The following is an 18,410-nucleotide window of genomic DNA, read 5'->3' on the forward strand; positions in this document are numbered from 1 at the left end:
CAAAGAACTATTTTCCTAATCTTACATAATATGGAACTGTTATAGAACAGAATCAAAAAAACATGAAAAAATGAAAAATTTATCTGGAAGAAAAGAAACAAAAAAGTTAGAATATATTTAAAATTGAATATTTAAATTATTTTCTTTCTACAGGGAGGTACTTCTATGAAAAACGGAATTATTTCTATTATCATTTGGACGGCTGTTTCCATTTTAGGCGCATCGGCGCTAGCCATTCTCGCGCTAGCCAATAATGAAACCGTTTCCGCCGCTTGGATAGTGGTAGCCGCAGTATCCTGCTACGCCGTAGCTTATCGTTTTTACAGTAAATTTATTGCCAATAAAATCTTTGCGCTGAACGATCAGCGGGCAACTCCTGCTGAAATTCACAACGATGGAAAAGATTTTGTTCCGACCAACAAGTGGGTGCTGTTTGGCCACCATTTTGCAGCCATTGCAGGGGCCGGTCCTCTTGTAGGTCCGATTTTGGCAGCTCAAATGGGATATTTGCCGGGGATGCTTTGGATTATTATCGGTGTCGTGCTCGGTGGAGCTGTCCAAGATGCCGTGATTTTGATGGGGTCCATGCGTCGTGACGGAAAATCGCTTGGACAAATTGCCAAAGAAGAGGTAGGTCCGTTTGGCGGGCTAATTGCTTCTATCGGCGTTATTGCCATTATGATCATCCTCATCGCTGTTCTGGCGTTAGTTGTCGTGAAATCGCTTGTCAATTCGCCTTGGGGAGTTTTCACTATTGCTTCCACGATTCCAATCGCCATTTTGATGGGTCTCTACATGCGCTTCATCCGTCCGGGACGAGTGCTGGAAGGATCGCTGCTCGGAATCGTTCTGTTAATGTTGGCGCTTTGGGGCGGTCAGTTTGTGGCTGAGTCTCCTGTTTTAGCCAAAATGTTTACGTTTACAGCGCCTCAACTTGCCATCATGATTGGGATTTACGGTTTTATCGCTTCCATTTTGCCTGTATGGCTGCTGTTGGCGCCACGGGACTATTTGAGTTCTTTCCTGAAAATCGGAGTCATCGTACTATTGGCTGTCGGTATCATTGTCGTTCTTCCTGATTTGCAAATGCCTAAGGTGTCCCGTTTTATTGACGGCTCAGGTCCGGTCTTTGCAGGTAATTTGTTCCCGTTCTTATTTATTACCATCGCCTGCGGGGCGGTTTCCGGATTTCACGCTCTCGTTGCTTCGGGAACGACGCCTAAAATGATTGAAAAGGAATCCCATGCACGGACCATCGGATACGGAGCCATGCTGATGGAATCAGGGGTCGCCATTATGGCCTTGATCGCCGCCTGCGCTATCCATCCGGGACTATATTTTGCCATGAACGCTCCGGCTTCGGTGATCGGAACTGACGCTGCTCACGCCGCATCTGTCATCTCTTCATGGGGATTCCAAATCACCCCCGATGAAATTACGAATGCGGCTAAAGAAATTGGAGAAGCGACGATTATGTCTCGTACCGGAGGAGCGCCGACGCTGGCCGTGGGAATGGCCGAAATTTTTACGAATTTCCTTTCAGGGGCTAAAGCATTCTGGTATCACTTTGCCATTCTGTTTGAAGCGGTTTTCATTTTAACGACCATTGACGCAGGAACGAGAATCGGTCGTTTCATGCTGCAAGATTTTATCGGCAACTTTTATAAACCGTTCGGGCGAACTGATCATTATTTGTACAATATCATTGCATCCGCACTGATTACGCTCTGTTGGGCTTACATTACGTATCAAGGAGCGATCGACCCATTCGGAGGAATCAACTCGCTTTGGGCGCTGTTTGGAATTTCCAACCAAATGCTTGCTGCGATCGCGCTGGCCGTGGGAACTACGTTAATTATTAAAATGGGCAAAGCCAAATACAGCTGGGTCACAATCGTGCCTTTCGTTTTCTTGTGCGTCACCACATTGGTTGCTGCCTTCATGAAGCTGTTCTCATCTGTACCGGCTATCGGCTTTTTGGCGCACGCAAAAATTTATCAAAAAGCCATTGACGCAGGTCAAGTACTGGCACCTGCCCCCAATATGGATGTCATGAAGCAGATTGTATTTAACGACCGGCTAGATGCTGTCATTACAGCAATCTTTATCGCTATCGTCATTCTATTGATTCTTGATTCCATCCGGGTATGGTACAGCATTATCATCAAAAAGCAAAAGATTGAATTGAGAGAAGCTCCGTTTGTTCAATCCAAATATTCGAACACTTCGATCGGAGGTTAACATTTTGGAAAAAGTAAGGACATGGATCAAAAAAACAAGATGCAACATCAAAACGATTTTTGGACTTCCTAACTACGAATTGTACTTGGAGCATCACCAAAAGGCGCATCCTGACAAACCGATAATGTCTGAAAAAGAATATTATCTGTTTGCCTTGAAAGAACGATATGAAAGCGGCAAAGTGAATCGCTGCTGCTGACTGTTTAGAAAGGACCCCGTTGCCGATACAAAGCGGTGAACTGCACCCCAATTGTTGGACACAACGAACAATTTGAGGTGTAGTTCCAGCGGACGGGGCCCTCTTTTTTATTCTATTAACTGCAAGAAATCTTCGACGTCTTGAATGCAGAGGCGGATCCCCTTTTCCCAAAATTCTTCTTTTGTCGGATCTTCTCCTAAATGCTTTTTGATTAAATCTTCGACTTTCATAACCGCTGTATCACGAAGCAGAGCGATATATTTTTCTTCATACTCCGCCCCTTCTTCCAAAGCCCTCGCGTAAATGTTTAAGGCCAATAAATAGCCAAAAGTATACGGAAAATTGTAAAAAGGTACATCCGTTAAATAAAAATGAAGCTTGGAAGCCCAAAAATGCGGATGGGTCACACCGAGAGCGCCGCCGAACGCTTCCTGCTGCGCCTCCTCCATCAAAGCATTTAATCTTTCCGCGGATACGACTCCTTTTTGGCGTTCTTCATAAAAGCGAGTTTCAAACAGAAAGCGAGCATGTATATTCATGAGCAGGGAAACGCTGCGCTGAACTTTATCTTCCAGCAAAGCGATTTTTTCTTGTTTCGTTTCCGCTTCTTGCAAGGCGGCATCAGAGACAATCATTTCGGCAAGAGTAGAAGCCGTTTCTGCTACATTCATGGCATACTGGCGATTTAAAATATTGATCGGCCGTAGGACATCGGAGTGAAAAGCATGCCCCAATTCATGAGCAAGGGTCGCTACACTTTCAAGAGTGCCAGAATACGTCATAAAAATGCGCGATTCTTCCGTTTTCGGGAAAGTGGTGCAAAATCCTCCCGGACGTTTTCCGGGTCGATCTTCCGCTTCAATCCAAGAAGACTCCAATGCGTGCTTGGCAAATGCCGAAAGCTTCGGTCCGAATTTCGCAAAATGGCGAATGATAAAAGCGGCCCCTTCAGAATAAGATCGTTTCTCTGCTGCAGAAGCAATGGGCGCTTCAAGGTCATACCAAGCGATCTTTTCCTCCCCAAGAAGCTCCGCTTTCCGACGCAAGTAGCGGACAAATGGTTCTTTATGTTTCGCAATGGCCTTCCACATCGCATCGAGTGTTGCTTTCGACATGCGATTCCCCTCTAAAGGCTCTTTCAGGAACGACTCCCATCCTCTTTTTCGATAAACATTTAAACGAAATCCGGCCAAATGATTCAAAATATCGGCGAATAATCCTTCTTTTTCTTCCCATGCTTTTTCCAGCTTTTCAAACGCTTCTTTTCTGAGGCTGCGGTCCGGCTCAGAAAACAGATTATTGGCCTGGCCGATCGAAAGCGTCTTTCCCCCCACTGTCACTTGCATGCCGCCGACCATTGAATCGTACATCTGTCCCCAGCCATGATAGCCGTCAACCGCGAGGGCCTCGATTAAAGCCTCTTCTTTTGTTGAAAGCTTTTCACGGGCTTCTTCGCGCCATTCATTCAGCACAAATTCGATTTCTTTTAAAGATTCGTCTTGAACCAACTGTGCCCAAACATCCTCTTTTGTTTGGCTGAGAATCTGCTGAAACAACACAAAGCTTGTTTGGTACTCGGCAGCAAGGGATGTTAGTTCGTTTCGCAAAGCTCCGGCTTTCGGATCGGATGTATTTTCAGCTTCCAAGCAGCTGATAAAAGACTCCGCTTCCTCCAAATCCACCAATATACTTTTGATAGATTCTATGTATTTTAGAAAGGCAGTTTTCTCGCTTTCATTCACTGATTTCAACGGTTGACCGTTAGAAACCATATCAGAAAATATGTTCACTTTCCCTTTTAAGTCGTCTAAAAATCGATGAAAATCAGGCGATTCACTTCCGCCCGGAAATATAGAGTTCAAATCCCATACATCAGAATAAGATGTATTTGTCATTGCCTATCCTCCTCTTAGTCAATCCACATTCTTTATTATTATTCGCCTTTTTTGAAAAAAATTCCTCTCTTGTGCTCAAAAATGGATGCACTTTCCAATGGATACATTCAACCGTTCATAAAGCAATTAAACAGCAGATGGCCGTGCATCCGTTTCGTCAGAAGAATCGCTCAAATTCATTCCGGAGACACTTTATCCATCATCAAAAAAAAGGATCTTCCAGCTCTGCGGTTCATGATATCCACAGCGATGGAAGATCGATCAAATCTCAGTATCTTTTCATTTGAGAAAAAAGAGTTCTCATTCATCACTGATCGTTCACGAATTCTCTTGAAAACTGATACGATCATCCTCAAGTTTGGCATAAAAAGTCTTCAACATCCTTTTAAATCCCATTGCGGCTATTCAGTATAGAGAAAATTTCCGGTAAAAAAAGAGGCCTAGCTGCCCAATGGCGCTAGACCTCCTTTCGAATCAGCGATTTTATGCGTGGTCGATCTGCTCAGAAGTGACGGACTTTTTACGTTTGAAAAAACGTTTTCTTCTCAATTTGCTCATCCACTCATAGACGATTGGAACAATGAGCAATGTCAGCAACGTCGAACTTGTCAATCCGCCAATGACGGTGACGCCGAGATCTTTAGAGATCAATCCGCTTCCTTCCATACCGATCGCGAGAGGAATTAATGCACCAATCGTAGCGATTGCTGTCATTAAAATCGGACGGATACGAGTGGCGCCCGCCTCCAGCAGCGCTTCCCTGGTGCTGAGACCTTCCCGTTCTTTATGAATCACTCGGTCAATCAAAACAATGGCGTTCGTTACTACAATTCCGATCAGCATCAGCGCACCTATCATTGTTGAAACGCTGATGGTTTGTCCCGCAATGAACAATGCCACTAAAGCGCCAATGATCGCAAATGGCAGCGAGAATAAAATCACAAACGGCGCCCAACCTTGACCAAAAGTGATCACAAGAACAAGATATACAATCGCAATTGCCGCAGCCATTGCCAATCCAAGCTTCGTAAACGAATCTTTTACATCCTCTGTCACCCCGCCCATTGAAATATCAACGCTTGACGGGTGATGAATTTGATCAAGTCTCTTTTGCAGATTCATGGAAGCTTTAGAAATATCGTCCTCTTTCACTTTTCCGCTCACCTGAACAGAATAACGTCCATCTCGGCGCGTGACCGTATCGGATGTTTTTCCTTCTTTCACATTGACGAGTTGTTTGATTGGAACGTCCATTCCAAGCGGTGATTGTACTGTTTGATTCGTTAAATCTTGAACAGATTGATAGTTTTTCTTGTTGTTTTCCACATAAACATTGAGCTCTTGACCCTTTTCTTTAACAGTGGTTAAAGCCGGCTGATCGCTCTGTTGATTCAGAGCCATCGCAATTTGGCTGGCTGTCAGCCCTAATTGACTTAATTTCTGTTGGTTTACTGCGAGCACATATTCATCGTACGTTTTAGCCGTACTTGCCTCCACGTCTTTAAAATCCCCTTGCTCTTTCATTTTCTTTTCTATTTGATCAACTACAGGGGTAATCTCTTTCATATCATTTCCGTAAACATACACCGTTACTTCATTATTGCCTGCGCTCGCTGAGAAATCTTGGGTGCTCCATTCCCCTTTTCCACCTAAAGTTTGCAGGTGTTTAATCACTCGATCCGGTTCTTTATCAAAATTTTTTGTGTCTTTGTCGTATTGAACAAAGAAAATGGCACTGTTGCTTTGGCCCGGATTCATCGGATTATCGCTGCCCACTGAAAACTGAACGATTTCCGCCCCTTTTCGACCGCGTAAATAATCCTCTGCCTTAAGCGACACTTTTTTGACGTCTGCAAACGTCTCGCCCGGAGCCGGCGTGTATGTGGCCACCACCATTTTGTCCCCCATATTCGGAAGGAAGCTGACACCGATGGCCGGGATCAAGCATAAACTTCCGATCAACAGTAAAATGGCTGCTGCCGATGAAATAAACTTATGATTTAACACCCAATTTAATACCCGTTTATAGAAGGACGATAATTTATTAGGTTGTCCTGACTTTAGCTGTTCTGGACGATGAATCCCTTTTTTAAACAATATGCTCGCCATCATTGGCACGATGGTAATGGCAACCAGCAAAGAAGCCAGCAGCGAGAACACGATCGCCAATGCAAAAGGCAAAAACAGCTCGCCAATCATTCCTTTAACAAGAGCGAGAGGCAGAAATACCGCAATCGTAACAATGGTGGATGACATGATAGGAATAAACATCTCTTTCGTTGCTTCCCGGATAAGCTCTTTTCCTTTCAATATTTCTTCTTTTAAGGACATTCTCCGGTAAATGTTTTCAATGACAACGATCGAATCATCCACTACCCGTCCAATGGCTACCGTCATCGCCCCGAGAGTCATCATGTTGAGTGTGATATTCATTTGTTTCAAAACAAACAAAGAGATGACTAGAGACAACGGGATGGAAATAACGGCAATGAGCGTCGATTTAATATTTCGCAAGAATAAAAGAATTATAAGCACCGCAAATACTGCCCCGAAAACAGCTTTATTGAGCATTGTATGCACAGACTCTTCTATAGGCTTAGCCTGATCCATTGCCGTAATAACGTGAAGATCTTTGTTTTTCCCTTTGATTTCATTCATTTTATCTTTAACGGCATTCGCCACATCCACCGTATTGGCATCGGCCGCTTTCACAATTTCCAGTCCGATCGACTCTTTCCCGTTTGTGCTGGAAAAAGATTCCGCTTTTCCGACTAGCTTGATATCAGCTATATCCGATAATTTCACGGTCGGAATACCGGCCGACGAAACATTTCCTTGCTGCGGTCCTCGGACGGCGGTTGACTGTTGCCCGGCGCCTTGCAATCCGCTTTGAGATGAACTCGGCTGAACTTGGGAAGATTGTCCGGCTCCCACAGATGCTCCTGCCGATAGTCCAATCGGAATTTCCATGTTTTTTAAATCTTTAATGGTGGAAATATTTCCGTCTACTTTGACCGATTTTTCGCTGTTGCGAAACGTATATAATCCTAGAGGAAGAGAGACATTGGAGCCTTTAATAAAGTTTTGAACGGATTCTTCATCCAAACCGTACTTTTTCAGTTTTTCCTGATTAAAGTCGATTTGGACTTGATCTACTTGTTGTCCGCTTATTTGCACATTCGCGACTCCGTCGATTCTTTCAAGCTTCGGCACAATATCTTCTTGTACTTTTTTCGTTAATTGCGACAACGATTCTTTGTCACTCGATAAGCTTAACGAAAGAATAGGAATTTCATTGATGCTCAGCTTTTTGATGTCAGGTTTTTTGACGCCATCAGGAAGCTGCACATCAGAAAGGGCTTGTTCCGCCTCTCTCTTAGCATCATCCATATTTTTTTCATATGTATACTCCACTTGGACAGAAGATGCATTTGCGAAGGAAGAAGAACTGACAACGTTCACCCCGTCTAAATTTTGAAGTGCTTGCTCGATCGGCTTGGTTACTTTGTCAGCCACTTCTTCAGGGGTTGCACCTGGATAAGCGGTCGTTACCGTTAGAATAGGCGTATTAATATTCGGAATTGTTTCTAATTTCATCGTTAGTCCGGCATACAGACCTGCTACCGTCACGATGATGGTCATGAGCCAAACTGCCAATTTGTTCTTTAACACAAAGTGAATAATTTTGTTCATCGATTCTTCCCCTTTATTAGGATAATATATGATCCATTATTCATATTAACACTATCATAATTGGATTAGTGTCTATTCGTCAACGAATAGAAAGGAAGAATTAGGAATAATTCCTTAAGATTAAAATGAAACCATTTTCATTTTAATTTCCATATATTTGAAATAAAACTGTATGAATGGCAGCCCTCATTTGATCTCTATTGATCTGTCACTTTTCGATTCTTCCATTCACGATTAAGGATGTTCAAAGGAATGTTTTGGTTGTTTTGTTACTTTTATTACATTTATATTGCGATTTTGTAAAAAGATAAATATAATAAAAATCGTTAGAGTACATTATTTCCTAAGGAGGTTGAATATAACGATGGTTCCAGTTCTTTCAAAATCTAAATGGGCGTTTTCTCTTGCAGCCGCTTTGACTCTGGCCGTATCTTTCCTTTTGGCGCCTCTGTCAAGCAAAGCAGAAGCTGCAGCTCCTGTAAAAGGGGATAAAGTTGCCGCTTACGCCAAAACACTGGTTGGAAAACCTTATAAATACGGTGGTACAAGCGAAAAAGGATTTGATGCATCCGGTTTTGTACAATATGTTTACTTAAAATCAGCAAATGTGAAATTACCGCGCACAGTGGCCGATCAATTTAAACAAGGACAAAAAGTAGACTATAATCACCTCCAGCCTGGCGATCTTGTATTCTTCAAACTGGACGGCAAAAAAGTTTCTTTCGTTGGAATTTATTTAGGTAATAGTCAATTTATCGCCGCAACGAGCAAAGGCGTAAAAATCCAACCCCTCGGAGCAAAATATTGGAAACCGTATTTTGCATCCGGAGCTAGAATACTTTCACAAAAATAAACAAACAGGGACCGGAATCACACATCCGGTCCCTGTTTGTTTATGACAAAACGTTCAAACCAAAAGCAAGATGAACATCCAACCAACTCAACCAAAACTTCTATACATTAATACTTTAATGCACCATAGGGGTCAGGCCCCTTTATCATTCAAAATAACTATATGGTATAACAAACTCAGGGATCCCTTCAGCGAATGAAGTATATTCATATAAGGAGAAGTAAACTCCAACTCCTTTATTTGTTAAATAAAAGCGATCTGTTTCAGGGTCAATTGAGTCAAAGTTTTCAAAATAATACGGGTCAGTCAATTGTCGTTGATATATTTTTTTCCTTATTTCATTATTAATAACACTTACATAATCAGATGAATTGCCAAAGTACTCTTTTAAAGTATGGTATTGTTTTCCGGAACTTGTCTCAAAGTTATAGCTAGTATAATCGTATAACCCATGAGCTCCTCCCATATAAGAATAATCATTGAACTTAATACTAATAAACTGGGAATCACTTCTCATCACTTCATAAGTCATGTTATATGTATAATATTTTGAAAAAGGGTCATCCGAGTAATCTTGCTTCGATTTTTGAACTTCTTGATAGGCTTGTTTCCCTTGCAATCCTTTTTGATAAAGTGCGTTATTAATCTTTTCCTCAGCCGTACTTCCAATTCCTTTGACTATTGGATAGTACACATCCGGAGCAATTCTTTTTGGAAAAATAATGATCTTTGGTCGAAAGTTTTCATTTAGTACTCTTGCTAAAAATACAGCAAAATGGGACCTAGTTATTGGCTGACTACCTTTAAACGTTAAATCTGTGTAACCGATTGCAATGCCATTTGTAGATAAAATACTAATAAACTTTGCGCTCCAATTACTAGGATTAACATCTTTATAATTAACATCTTGCTCAAATTTTAGGTGAAAAGCATTTACTAGTACTTTTGCCATTTCAGCGCGAGTTAGTGATTTGTTTGGATAAAACTTTCTGCTTTTACTGAAAATACCTTCATCAACCGCTGTAGCAATTTCTTTATAGGCAGGATAATTTTTTGGTACATCTTGAAAACCTGGATTAGGACGATTTCTCGTATCTAGTTTTAACGCACGAACAATCATTGTTGCGGCTTGAGAACGAGTGACTTTCTCATTAATTCCAAAATTGCCGTTTTTATATCCTTTGATGATACCAGTATTCGCCAAATATTCAATCTCTTTTTTTGCCCAATAATTATTTGGAACATCTAAATACTGTGTGCTCGCATGAACTTGTATATTGGGCAAATACAAATTACCTATAAGTAAGAAAAAAACGAAAAATACTAGGAATCTTTTTTTCACATCCAGCTCCCCTTCATAGTAAAATTAGTACATTTTTAATAGTTATAATTCACTATATATCATTTAATAACTGCCAGTTCAACCGAAAATTTAAAAATTTTTAATTTTATAATTCAAATAAATAAAGAGAATGTTTCCAATAATTCCTGTCCTTCTCTCACTCTTGTCCATGTCATGAATCAATTTTTTTGTAGCATATTTTTTTAGTAATAGTAATGTCAATGAATATGCTCTTATTTAAAAAGGAGTTTGTCTTTTAATCGTAATCATTATTTTTTCCCACCCTGTTTCTCTACTGAATATATAATTATTTGCAGCCTCATCATCACTAATGTTGCATAAACAAACCATATTAGCCTCGGTGAATCGAAACCAACAAGAAATGAAGTTACCACTGAGACAAGTTCAGAAATGAGTAGTTAGTGGATCAACTCTCTAATCTTCACTAGAAACACTTTAACATTCCAAACGAAACAAACCTTCTTGTTAGAAAAGAGTACAGTCTTTCTATCCATCTATTTATTTTTTACTTTGTAACTTCTTCGACAGTAAGAACTTTACCTTGTTTTTCATACTCCTCAATGTAACAAGCTTCTATGAAGTTCATCTCCCTCAGATCAGAAACTTACGCTCACTTCCTTTAAATATTTGTTACGGACACTACACATCGATGGTATCCTCACCATATTTGACTGCACTTTTACCAACCACAAACAAACAGGGACCGGAATCACACATCCGTTCCCTGTTTGTTTATGACAAAACGTTCAAACCAAAAGCAAGATGAACATCCAACCAACTCAACCAAAACTTCTATACATTAATACTTTAATGCACCATGAGGGTCTGGCCCCTTTAATTGAGTGCGGCGCAGCCTGTGTCTCCTGTTCGTATTTTGATGGCGTCGGCCAATTCGTGGATGAAAATTTTTCCATCGCCTGGTTTGCCGGTATTCAAAACACTTCTGGCTGTATCTACGACTTGTTGGACAGGCACCTCGCATACGACAATTTCTACTTTAATTCGTTCGTGCATGTCAACTTCTTTTTTCTTGCCGCGGTACAGCTCGGTAAACCCTTTTTGAAATCCGCACCCAAGCGCATTGGTTACGGTAATGCCGCTGACGCCTATTTTGGCCAAAGCCTGTCTCAATTCGTCAAATTTGGTAGGACGGGTAATGATTTCGATTTTCGTCAATACATCACTCATAACAAACACCACACCCCTATAAAAAATTAGTCGTGATACGCCTTTTCACCGTGAATGGTAATATCCAGCCCAACCGTTTCTTCTTCCTCGTTCACTCGAATCGGCAAGACCAATCCGATTGCCTTAATAATGATAAAAGAAACAAGTGCAACAAATACATATGTCGCGCCAATGGCTACAAGCTGCTTCCAAAGCAAGCTGGCACCGCCGTAAAACAATCCGTTGACCCCCGCAGAGTTGACAGAAACGGTGGAAAACAAACCGGTAGCAATTCCTCCCCAAGTACCGCCGATTCCGTGCAAACCGAATGCGTCGAGAGCATCGTCATAGCCTAACTTTGATTTTAAGTAAGAAACTCCCCAGAAACAAAGGGCTCCTCCAACAAGTCCTATGATGATCGAAGCGAACGGTGTTACGAATCCGCAAGCGGGCGTGATGGCTACGAGTCCAGCAATGGCGCCAGAAACGGCTCCAAGCATCGTCGGCTTTTTATTCACCAGCCATTCCACTACTACCCATCCAATAATACCGGCAGCTGCCGCTGTATTCGTATTAATAAAAGCGATCATTGCTACATCGTTAAGGGTCAAAGCACTGCCGACATTAAAACCGTACCAGCCAAGCCAAACGAGCGCTCCCCCCATAATGGTAAGCGGCAAATTATGCGGTGTCGTATTCTGCGCATCTTTACGTTTGCCTAATACAATAGCCAGCACAAGGCCTGTGACGCCTGAAGAAATATGAACGACATTCCCGCCGGCGAAATCAAGAACACCTAATTCGCGAAGCCAACCGCCGACGCCCCACACCCAATGAGCGACAGGCGAATAAACGAACAAAGACCATAAAGTAATGAATATAAGATAAGAAGAGAAGCGCATCCTTTCCGCAAAAGCCCCTGTAATAATCGCTACTGTCAAAATGGCAAACGTGAGCTGAAACATCATAAAAAGATTATGTGGAATATCAGAACTATAATCCGGGTTCGGCTTAAAAGAGACTCCTTTCAGACCCGCCCAATCTAAATTTCCGATAAGAGCATTTCCGCCAGTGGAAAAAGCAAGTGAATAACCCGCTATAATCCAAATTATCGAAACAATGGCGATAGAGCTGAAACTTTGCATCGTTGTACTTAAAACATTCTTGCTTTTCACCATTCCGCCGTAAAATAATGCAATTCCAGGTGTCATAATCCAAACAAGAAGCGTAGCAAGAAACATAAATGCAGAAGTGGCGATATCCATTTCCCATCTCCCCTTTTTATTATGTTATATTTTCTATCATATTATGTCTGTATTATTATCATAATACGTTATTCCTATTGAATCAAGACTATAAATTGAAAAAAATCCGAAAAATCTGTATTCAAATCAGTCACATCGTTAGCTTTTCTTACATAAAATAAATCCTATGTGTGTTGCGACCTTCAATACTGCTTCTTTTTACCTAGCGACCATCCCAAAAAACAAGAAAGAACTATATGAACAATCTTCAAAAACCGCCTTTTATTTTGGACAAAAAAAGAACCCTTCCCAATGAAGGGAAGAGTTCTCTTTTATCGAGCATTACGGCTGTTTCCAGAATTAGGATTAAGCCCTTGAAACTGGCGCATGAGTTTTTGGCGGGATTCTTTATTTCGAAGCAAATAGGCAGCTCCCAGAGCCAACGTTGTCCACGCTAATTTCTTCATCTTATCACTCCCCATTTTCCGTGTTCTATCTTATACTCTTCCCGCCGCAGAAGTTTTTTAATCGATCGTTCGCAAATAAGAAACAACTGCCTCATGGCGCCAGAGTCAGTGATCTTTCTCCGGGATTTTCCGAAAAAAGTATTTTCCGTTCCAGAGACCAGCTTACAAGCGAGCTTTGCCTCAACGCTTACTTTCTTTATTCTGTCTCAACTCAGTTCACGATGTGTTTCTTTTTGGCCAAATAGCCTCCCAAAACGGCAAACAGATAAGAAAAAAGCAAACTGCGAATAAAGACCCCAAACAAATGAAATCCTAAAGAAAAATGAAAGGACTGTTCTAAATTATTATCAGATGAAAAGAAAGTGGTTCCCACAGTCCAATTAGAAATTCCGGCCAAACAAAGCATAAAAAAACTGTAAGTCAAACTAAAAACTGCGATTTCCTTAAAGGATAATCCATTTTTCATCGTTAGCCGATAGCCGGCGAAAAGACACAAGAAAATGGGGATTAAAACCGCAAGTTTTAAATAAATGGGAGGATCCAGTAAATTCATCAAATCCGCATCCGATGGAAGGAATTCCGGATGTGAGCTATTTAAACCGGAAAACAAGGAATATGTAAGTTCCCCCTCGCTGTCTTCCCATTTCCAATGATTAGTGAGCGGTGATAAATGCAATAAGTTCCAAATGAACGCCCCTAGCTGCGTTCCGACTAATGTGGCAAACATAGACGTATTTTCCGTCATTTTATCCATACCAGAGACATCTAAAAGGAGCGCTAAATTTTCCTTCCACTTGTTTACTTGGATCAAAACAACGATAACGGTGACCGCCATCACACTGACGAGTCCGCGAATAAACGTTGAAAACCCTTGGTGAATGGCATGTCCAAATGATACATTCCCGATTAAATGGCTGGTAAAATGGCGGTAATCTCTGGCAAATAACATGCCGATCAAACTAAAGATCGCTGCTATGAAGCCACCCGTAAAAAAGCATTGAATAAATGAATAAGAAGTATGAAAGTCCAAATGAATTTTATAATATTGACTTGCAAAAGATCGATCAAATGAAAAACCGCTAAAAAGAGAAAACACGCTTAAAAATATACCGTAAATCAATCCAATGGCTGCAGCTGTATAGATTTGCTCATAAAAGCTATCAGTCCGTTGCTTCCGTCCCTTGAAAACCCCGATGCAAAACGAGGAAAAAATCGGAATAAAAATCAATAATAAAAACAAAGTATCAATATGTAATGTTCCCTTCATTGAACCTGTGTCTCCATAACCTGCAGATCCATTGACGCTAAAGTGAAAGGTAGGCTCCACCAAATGAGTAAACATCACGACATCGGTCAATCCTATTGGATGACTTAATGGATATAAATCGGTGTTTACTTCACGAGAAAGATCCTCTACAAAATTAAAATATTGATTGTTTTCGCTTATGTTTTGGATCAGGTCATCAAACTTGTGCTGCTCAAAAAGAAATAACGCAGCATTAAGAATTAACATGAGTATAAAAGCGCTAATAGACGGAATAAAGGCTTTTTTTAAATACGAAAATTGAAAAGCAGGAAATCCCAATGAAACAGCAGGTTTTATTTGCTTTTCCCGTTCAGCACCCTTATAAAGAAATAACTCCTTGCCGCAGGATTGGCAATAATTGTCCGTTTCCGCCACTTTTTCACCGCAATTCGAACAATAGACACTTTCATTTTTCGGCGTTAGCAGTTGATACGCTCTTCCATCTCCCGCTAAATACGCACCATCTTGCCAACAGTAATTACTGGAATCACTATTTTCCGCACCACATGATCTACAATACATTGCTCCACCTCCTGTCAATGCATTTTTGTCCCACAACATTTGCAAAATTGGGCGGATACAGGAACTTGTTCACCACACAAAGAGCAAGCCACTGTTTCGGTCTCTTTTACGTCTTCTTCCCGAACTACCTTCGCACCGCAGGAGCCGCAAAACTTGTCCAAAGGGGTCACTTGAGCCCCGCATTGCCGGCAAACATTATCAGATCCAAACTTTTGATTCAGTCTTTGTAATTCTTGTTTGGCCCTATAAATGGTTTGATCAAGCCCAGCAATCTCAGCTATTCTCTCACTCCACTCTTTATGCTCCCATTCGCCGGATCTCATTTTTCTATAAACCTCTTCCCCTAGCTGGAGAATAAAATCTGCCCGCTTGGCTCCGGCTTCTTCGATCACTTTTTTGTGCTGGAGGATTTCCTGGGTCAATAGGACCTTCTGCTTACCTTGCTCAAGACCACCTTTGATCTTAAACAAACCCCCTCCAATTCTAGTTTGCAATTCGCCCATTTCCATACCTCCTTATGGTCAGATATTACAAATTTATCATATAGATCCATTATTGTATATAACTATAGGCTTATGAATCTGGATAAATATAACTTCATTTCCAGAAAACATTGTGAACTTTATCTTGTTCAAGTAATATATTAATAGTCCGATTGTCATGGTTTATTTTAAAAAGGAGGGGGCTTATTTGGAAATTTATTGCAAGCAATGCGGCCAAAAATTAAAGCAAGGGCAAGGATTCTGCACTCATTGTGGCGCCGCAGTAGAAAACTCTGAGCCTGTCGGGCCGGAAACACCAAGCCCGAGCCGTAGATTGAAATCATTTTCAGGAAAAGGAATTTCTAAGAAAAGCAAAATCATTTTGTCCATATCTGTGATTGTATTGGCAGCCGCTTTTTTTGCTTACAAAATAGCGGAATCGAACCATAAACCGTCCAAATTAGTGGAACATTTCAATAAAACAGTCGAACAGGGAAATGCCAAAGAACTTGCCAACCTGTTCAATTCAGGCCAAACAGAAATGAAAGTTGACGAAGAGGGAGCCAAACAATTCATTCAGTATTTAAAGAAAAATCCGGACGAGTATACGAGCATGATCAAAAAACTGAGGAATGATGCTCGTCTTTTGGAAAACGGGGTCGAAGTTGTGAAACCAGAAGACGAACCATTTGTCAGCATCGAAAAATCAGATAAAAAATGGAATCTGATTGACCAATACAAAATTGTTCCTCATCCGTTTTTTATTAAAGTAACGGTTAACCGAAATCATTCTCTTTTATACATTGACAACAAAAAAATGAGTTACATCGAAAAAGATAAAGAACGAACTTTCGGCCCCTTCCTGCCTTCGGAACATACGGTCAAAGCTTTTTATGAGGGAAAATACGCCAATGTTTCCGACAAAAAAGAACTCGATCCGAAAACGGATGCAACCGATCATAATTTATACGCTGATCTGGATCTGACAGGGGATCACGTCACGATATATTCTGACTATGATGATGCTGTTGTTTATGTGAACGGAAAAAGCACCGGCAAGCGAGTGGGAGATATAGATGAGTTCGGCCCCGTGGAAACGGATGGTTCAACGAAAATTTCCGCAAAATTAAAATTGCCTGCCGGAACGTTCAAAAGCAATGAAGTGGCCATTCATGAACCTGATCAAGAAGTAGATCTCCATTTCGACAATCTTCCTCTCGCTGAAGATGGAGACGATATGGATAGCTTTACGGATAGTACAAATACTGCTAATGAGCTGGAAGACGTTTTAATGTCCCATTATGCGTGTATTTCCAGCCACGAATATGAAAAAGCCTTTGATTTGTTTTCCGCTAGACAGAAACAAAAAAGAAACTATGATGATTGGGTAAACGGAATAAAGGACAATTATCAAAACGATGTTGATTCTTTTTCAGTCGTCTATTTGGACAACAATCGGGCAACCGTCTCCTTCCACCTTACTTCATACGATTCCAAAGAAACAGGTACACTGAAACAAGAGTGGGAGGGAACATGGGGCATGGTGAAAGAAGGAGATCAATGGAAGTTAGACTCTCCTGCCATTAAAAAAATAAACTCAGAGGTTATAGAATAATGCAAAAGAAAAAGACTCTTTATATTCTTTGCCTCGTCATCGCAGCTGCATGTGCACTGGCTGTTTGGCATTTTCAATCTGTTCCCAACCCGGCTAAACTGGCCTCTGAAACAAACGAACAAAACAACAAAGAAAAGCGAGTTGATCAAGAACAAGAGCGGCTGAAAACAGCGAATGCCCAAATGGAGGCCAAGAAAAAAATCGATAAAATTCAAGACCCGAACGAAAAGGTCGAACAGCTGGTCAAAGCCATGACATTAGAACAAAAAGTGGGACAACTGCTGATGGTAGGGTTTAAAAACCCTGTTCCAAACAAGAAAATTGCCGATCTGATTGAACACAAATATATCGGCGGTGTTATCTATTATGATCGAAACATGAAATCGGCAAAACAAACAGCGGAATTGTCCAATTCGTTGCAGCAGTCTGCTCTTAAATCCAATCCTTTTTCCATTCCATTAATGATTGGAGTGGACCAAGAAGGCGGGGATATTCTGCGCATGAGAAATCAAGTATCGCCTATTCCTTCCCAACAGGAATTAGGAAAATACGCTTCACCACAAGAAGTTTATTCGATCGCTAAACTCAATGGCGAAGAATTAGCGTCTATGGGTATTTCAATCAATTTCGCTCCCGTTTTGGATTTGTCGGCGAAAGATAGCCGCTCGCTTGGCAGCCAGCCCGAAGACGTTTATGAAAAAGGAACAATGGTGTTAAAAGGATTAAACGATTCCCATATTACCGGCGTCTTAAAACACTTTCCGGGAAACGGGCGCAGTTCAATCGATCCGCATATTGATACGTCAAGCGTTAAAGCCAATCAACTCGACTTGGAAAACTCGGATATTTACCCATTTAAAAGGATCATCCAGGAAACGGATCCGCAAAACTTCTTTGTTATGGTGACACACTTAAAATATCCTGCCTACGACGCAAAAAAACCGGCAAGCTTATCGTCGATTATTATTCAAAAGCTGTTGAGAAACAAGCTTGGATACAAAGGAATCGTCGTCACCGATGATTTAGAAATGGGCGCAGTCAATAAATACTACTCATACAAAGACTTAGGAAAAGATGCCTTAAATGCCGGAGCAGATCTTCTCCTTGTCTGTCATGAGTATGAGCACCAATTGGAAGTGTATAACGGGATTATAGAGGCGGTTCACAAGGGAGAAGTGAAGCCATCACGAATTGACGAGGCCGTCAAGCGAATACTGCTATTTAAGCTTTCCACCGTTGACCAACCAATAGTGGATGCGAATAAAGCAGATCAAATAGTCGGCAGCCAACAACATGCCCTTATCATTCAACAATACAAACAAAATCACGGATTGTCTGAAGAAAAAACAAAACAACAATAGCC

Annotated in this window: 13 protein-coding genes; 5 read left to right on the forward strand and 8 right to left on the reverse strand. The window is 41.2% G+C overall.

What is annotated here, in order from left to right; genetic code table 11:
- The first annotated feature begins 165 nt into the window (after window positions 1-165).
- Both BSM4216_RS14550 and BSM4216_RS14555 read left to right on the forward strand, forming a co-directional pair.
- A complete protein-coding gene (locus tag BSM4216_RS14550) occupies window positions 166-2,241 on the forward strand; it encodes a carbon starvation CstA family protein (protein ID WP_048624168.1) in 2,076 nt (691 codons plus the stop codon).
- Window positions 2,242-2,245: 4 nt separating this feature from the next.
- The gene (locus BSM4216_RS14555; protein WP_004439467.1) at window positions 2,246-2,440 is read left to right on the forward strand and encodes a YbdD/YjiX family protein; all 195 of its coding nucleotides are present in this window, start codon (window positions 2,246-2,248) and stop codon (window positions 2,438-2,440) included.
- A gap of 107 nt (window positions 2,441-2,547) precedes the next feature.
- Here BSM4216_RS14555 and BSM4216_RS14560 read toward each other — a convergent pair whose 3' ends face one another.
- Window positions 2,548-4,335: a M3 family oligoendopeptidase gene (locus BSM4216_RS14560; protein WP_048624169.1), complete on the reverse strand. Its 1,788-nt coding sequence runs from the start codon at window positions 4,333-4,335 to the stop codon at window positions 2,548-2,550.
- A gap of 483 nt (window positions 4,336-4,818) precedes the next feature.
- Entirely contained in the window at window positions 4,819-8,028 is a 3,210-nt protein-coding gene (locus tag BSM4216_RS14570) for an efflux RND transporter permease subunit (RefSeq protein WP_048624171.1), read from the reverse strand.
- 364 nt (window positions 8,029-8,392) lie between these two features.
- Between BSM4216_RS14570 and BSM4216_RS14575 the strand changes: the two genes are divergently transcribed.
- A complete protein-coding gene (locus BSM4216_RS14575) occupies window positions 8,393-8,881 on the forward strand; it encodes a C40 family peptidase (protein WP_004439475.1) in 489 nt (162 codons plus the stop codon).
- Between the two features lie 145 nt (window positions 8,882-9,026).
- Here BSM4216_RS14575 and BSM4216_RS14580 read toward each other — a convergent pair whose 3' ends face one another.
- The 6 genes from BSM4216_RS14580 to BSM4216_RS14600 form a co-directional block, all read right to left on the reverse strand.
- The gene (locus BSM4216_RS14580) at window positions 9,027-10,223 is read right to left on the reverse strand and encodes an S-layer homology domain-containing protein (protein WP_048624172.1); all 1,197 of its coding nucleotides are present in this window, start codon (window positions 10,221-10,223) and stop codon (window positions 9,027-9,029) included.
- 855 nt (window positions 10,224-11,078) lie between these two features.
- The gene (locus BSM4216_RS14585) at window positions 11,079-11,432 is read right to left on the reverse strand and encodes a P-II family nitrogen regulator (RefSeq protein WP_040341414.1); all 354 of its coding nucleotides are present in this window, start codon (window positions 11,430-11,432) and stop codon (window positions 11,079-11,081) included.
- Window positions 11,433-11,458: 26 nt separating this feature from the next.
- The gene (locus BSM4216_RS14590; RefSeq protein ID WP_048624173.1) at window positions 11,459-12,676 is read right to left on the reverse strand and encodes an ammonium transporter; all 1,218 of its coding nucleotides are present in this window, start codon (window positions 12,674-12,676) and stop codon (window positions 11,459-11,461) included.
- A 311-nt stretch (window positions 12,677-12,987) separates the two neighbouring features.
- Window positions 12,988-13,122 carry a hypothetical protein gene (locus BSM4216_RS17265; protein WP_004439483.1) on the reverse strand — a complete coding sequence of 45 codons (135 nt, stop codon included), beginning with the start codon at window positions 13,120-13,122 and terminating at the stop codon, window positions 12,988-12,990.
- Between the two features lie 211 nt (window positions 13,123-13,333).
- On the reverse strand, window positions 13,334-14,950 hold the full coding sequence (locus BSM4216_RS14595; protein WP_048624174.1) for a zinc ribbon domain-containing protein: 1,617 nt from the start codon (window positions 14,948-14,950) through the stop codon (window positions 13,334-13,336).
- 14 nt (window positions 14,951-14,964) lie between these two features.
- A complete protein-coding gene (locus BSM4216_RS14600) occupies window positions 14,965-15,453 on the reverse strand; it encodes a zinc ribbon domain-containing protein (RefSeq protein WP_048624175.1) in 489 nt (162 codons plus the stop codon).
- Between the two features lie 187 nt (window positions 15,454-15,640).
- On the opposite strand from BSM4216_RS14600, the gene BSM4216_RS14605 reads away from it, so the two are divergent.
- Together BSM4216_RS14605 and BSM4216_RS14610 are read left to right on the forward strand one after the other, a co-directional pair.
- On the forward strand, window positions 15,641-17,047 hold the full coding sequence (locus BSM4216_RS14605) for a zinc ribbon domain-containing protein (RefSeq protein WP_048624176.1): 1,407 nt from the start codon (window positions 15,641-15,643) through the stop codon (window positions 17,045-17,047).
- Window positions 17,047-18,408, forward strand: a complete 1,362-nt coding sequence (locus tag BSM4216_RS14610) for a glycoside hydrolase family 3 protein (protein ID WP_048624177.1) — start codon at window positions 17,047-17,049, stop codon at window positions 18,406-18,408. Before BSM4216_RS14605 ends, BSM4216_RS14610 begins: the two co-directional genes overlap by 1 nt.
- Window positions 18,409-18,410 lie beyond the last annotated feature (2 nt).

Source organism: Bacillus smithii (assembly GCF_001050115.1).
Taxonomy (GTDB): Bacteria; Bacillota; Bacilli; order Bacillales; family DSM-4216; genus Bacillus_O; species Bacillus_O smithii.

What these genes read in the sequence shown, in the direction of transcription:
- BSM4216_RS14550 (WP_048624168.1), top strand. Translation starts at nt 166, where the DNA reads ATGAAAAACGGAATTATTTCTATTATCATTTGGACGGCTGTTTCCATT.
- BSM4216_RS14560 (WP_048624169.1), bottom strand. Translation starts at nt 4,335, where the DNA reads ATGACAAATACATCTTATTCTGATGTATGGGATTTGAACTCTATATTT.
- BSM4216_RS14570 (WP_048624171.1), bottom strand. Translation starts at nt 8,028, where the DNA reads ATGAACAAAATTATTCACTTTGTGTTAAAGAACAAATTGGCAGTTTGG.
- BSM4216_RS14575 (WP_004439475.1), top strand. Translation starts at nt 8,393, where the DNA reads ATGGTTCCAGTTCTTTCAAAATCTAAATGGGCGTTTTCTCTTGCAGCC.
- BSM4216_RS14585 (WP_040341414.1), bottom strand. Translation starts at nt 11,432, where the DNA reads ATGAGTGATGTATTGACGAAAATCGAAATCATTACCCGTCCTACCAAA.
- BSM4216_RS14590 (WP_048624173.1), bottom strand. Translation starts at nt 12,676, where the DNA reads ATGGATATCGCCACTTCTGCATTTATGTTTCTTGCTACGCTTCTTGTT.
- BSM4216_RS17265 (WP_004439483.1), bottom strand. Translation starts at nt 13,122, where the DNA reads ATGAAGAAATTAGCGTGGACAACGTTGGCTCTGGGAGCTGCCTATTTG.
- BSM4216_RS14595 (WP_048624174.1), bottom strand. Translation starts at nt 14,950, where the DNA reads ATGTATTGTAGATCATGTGGTGCGGAAAATAGTGATTCCAGTAATTAC.
- BSM4216_RS14600 (WP_048624175.1), bottom strand. Translation starts at nt 15,453, where the DNA reads ATGGGCGAATTGCAAACTAGAATTGGAGGGGGTTTGTTTAAGATCAAA.
- BSM4216_RS14610 (WP_048624177.1), top strand. Translation starts at nt 17,047, where the DNA reads ATGCAAAAGAAAAAGACTCTTTATATTCTTTGCCTCGTCATCGCAGCT.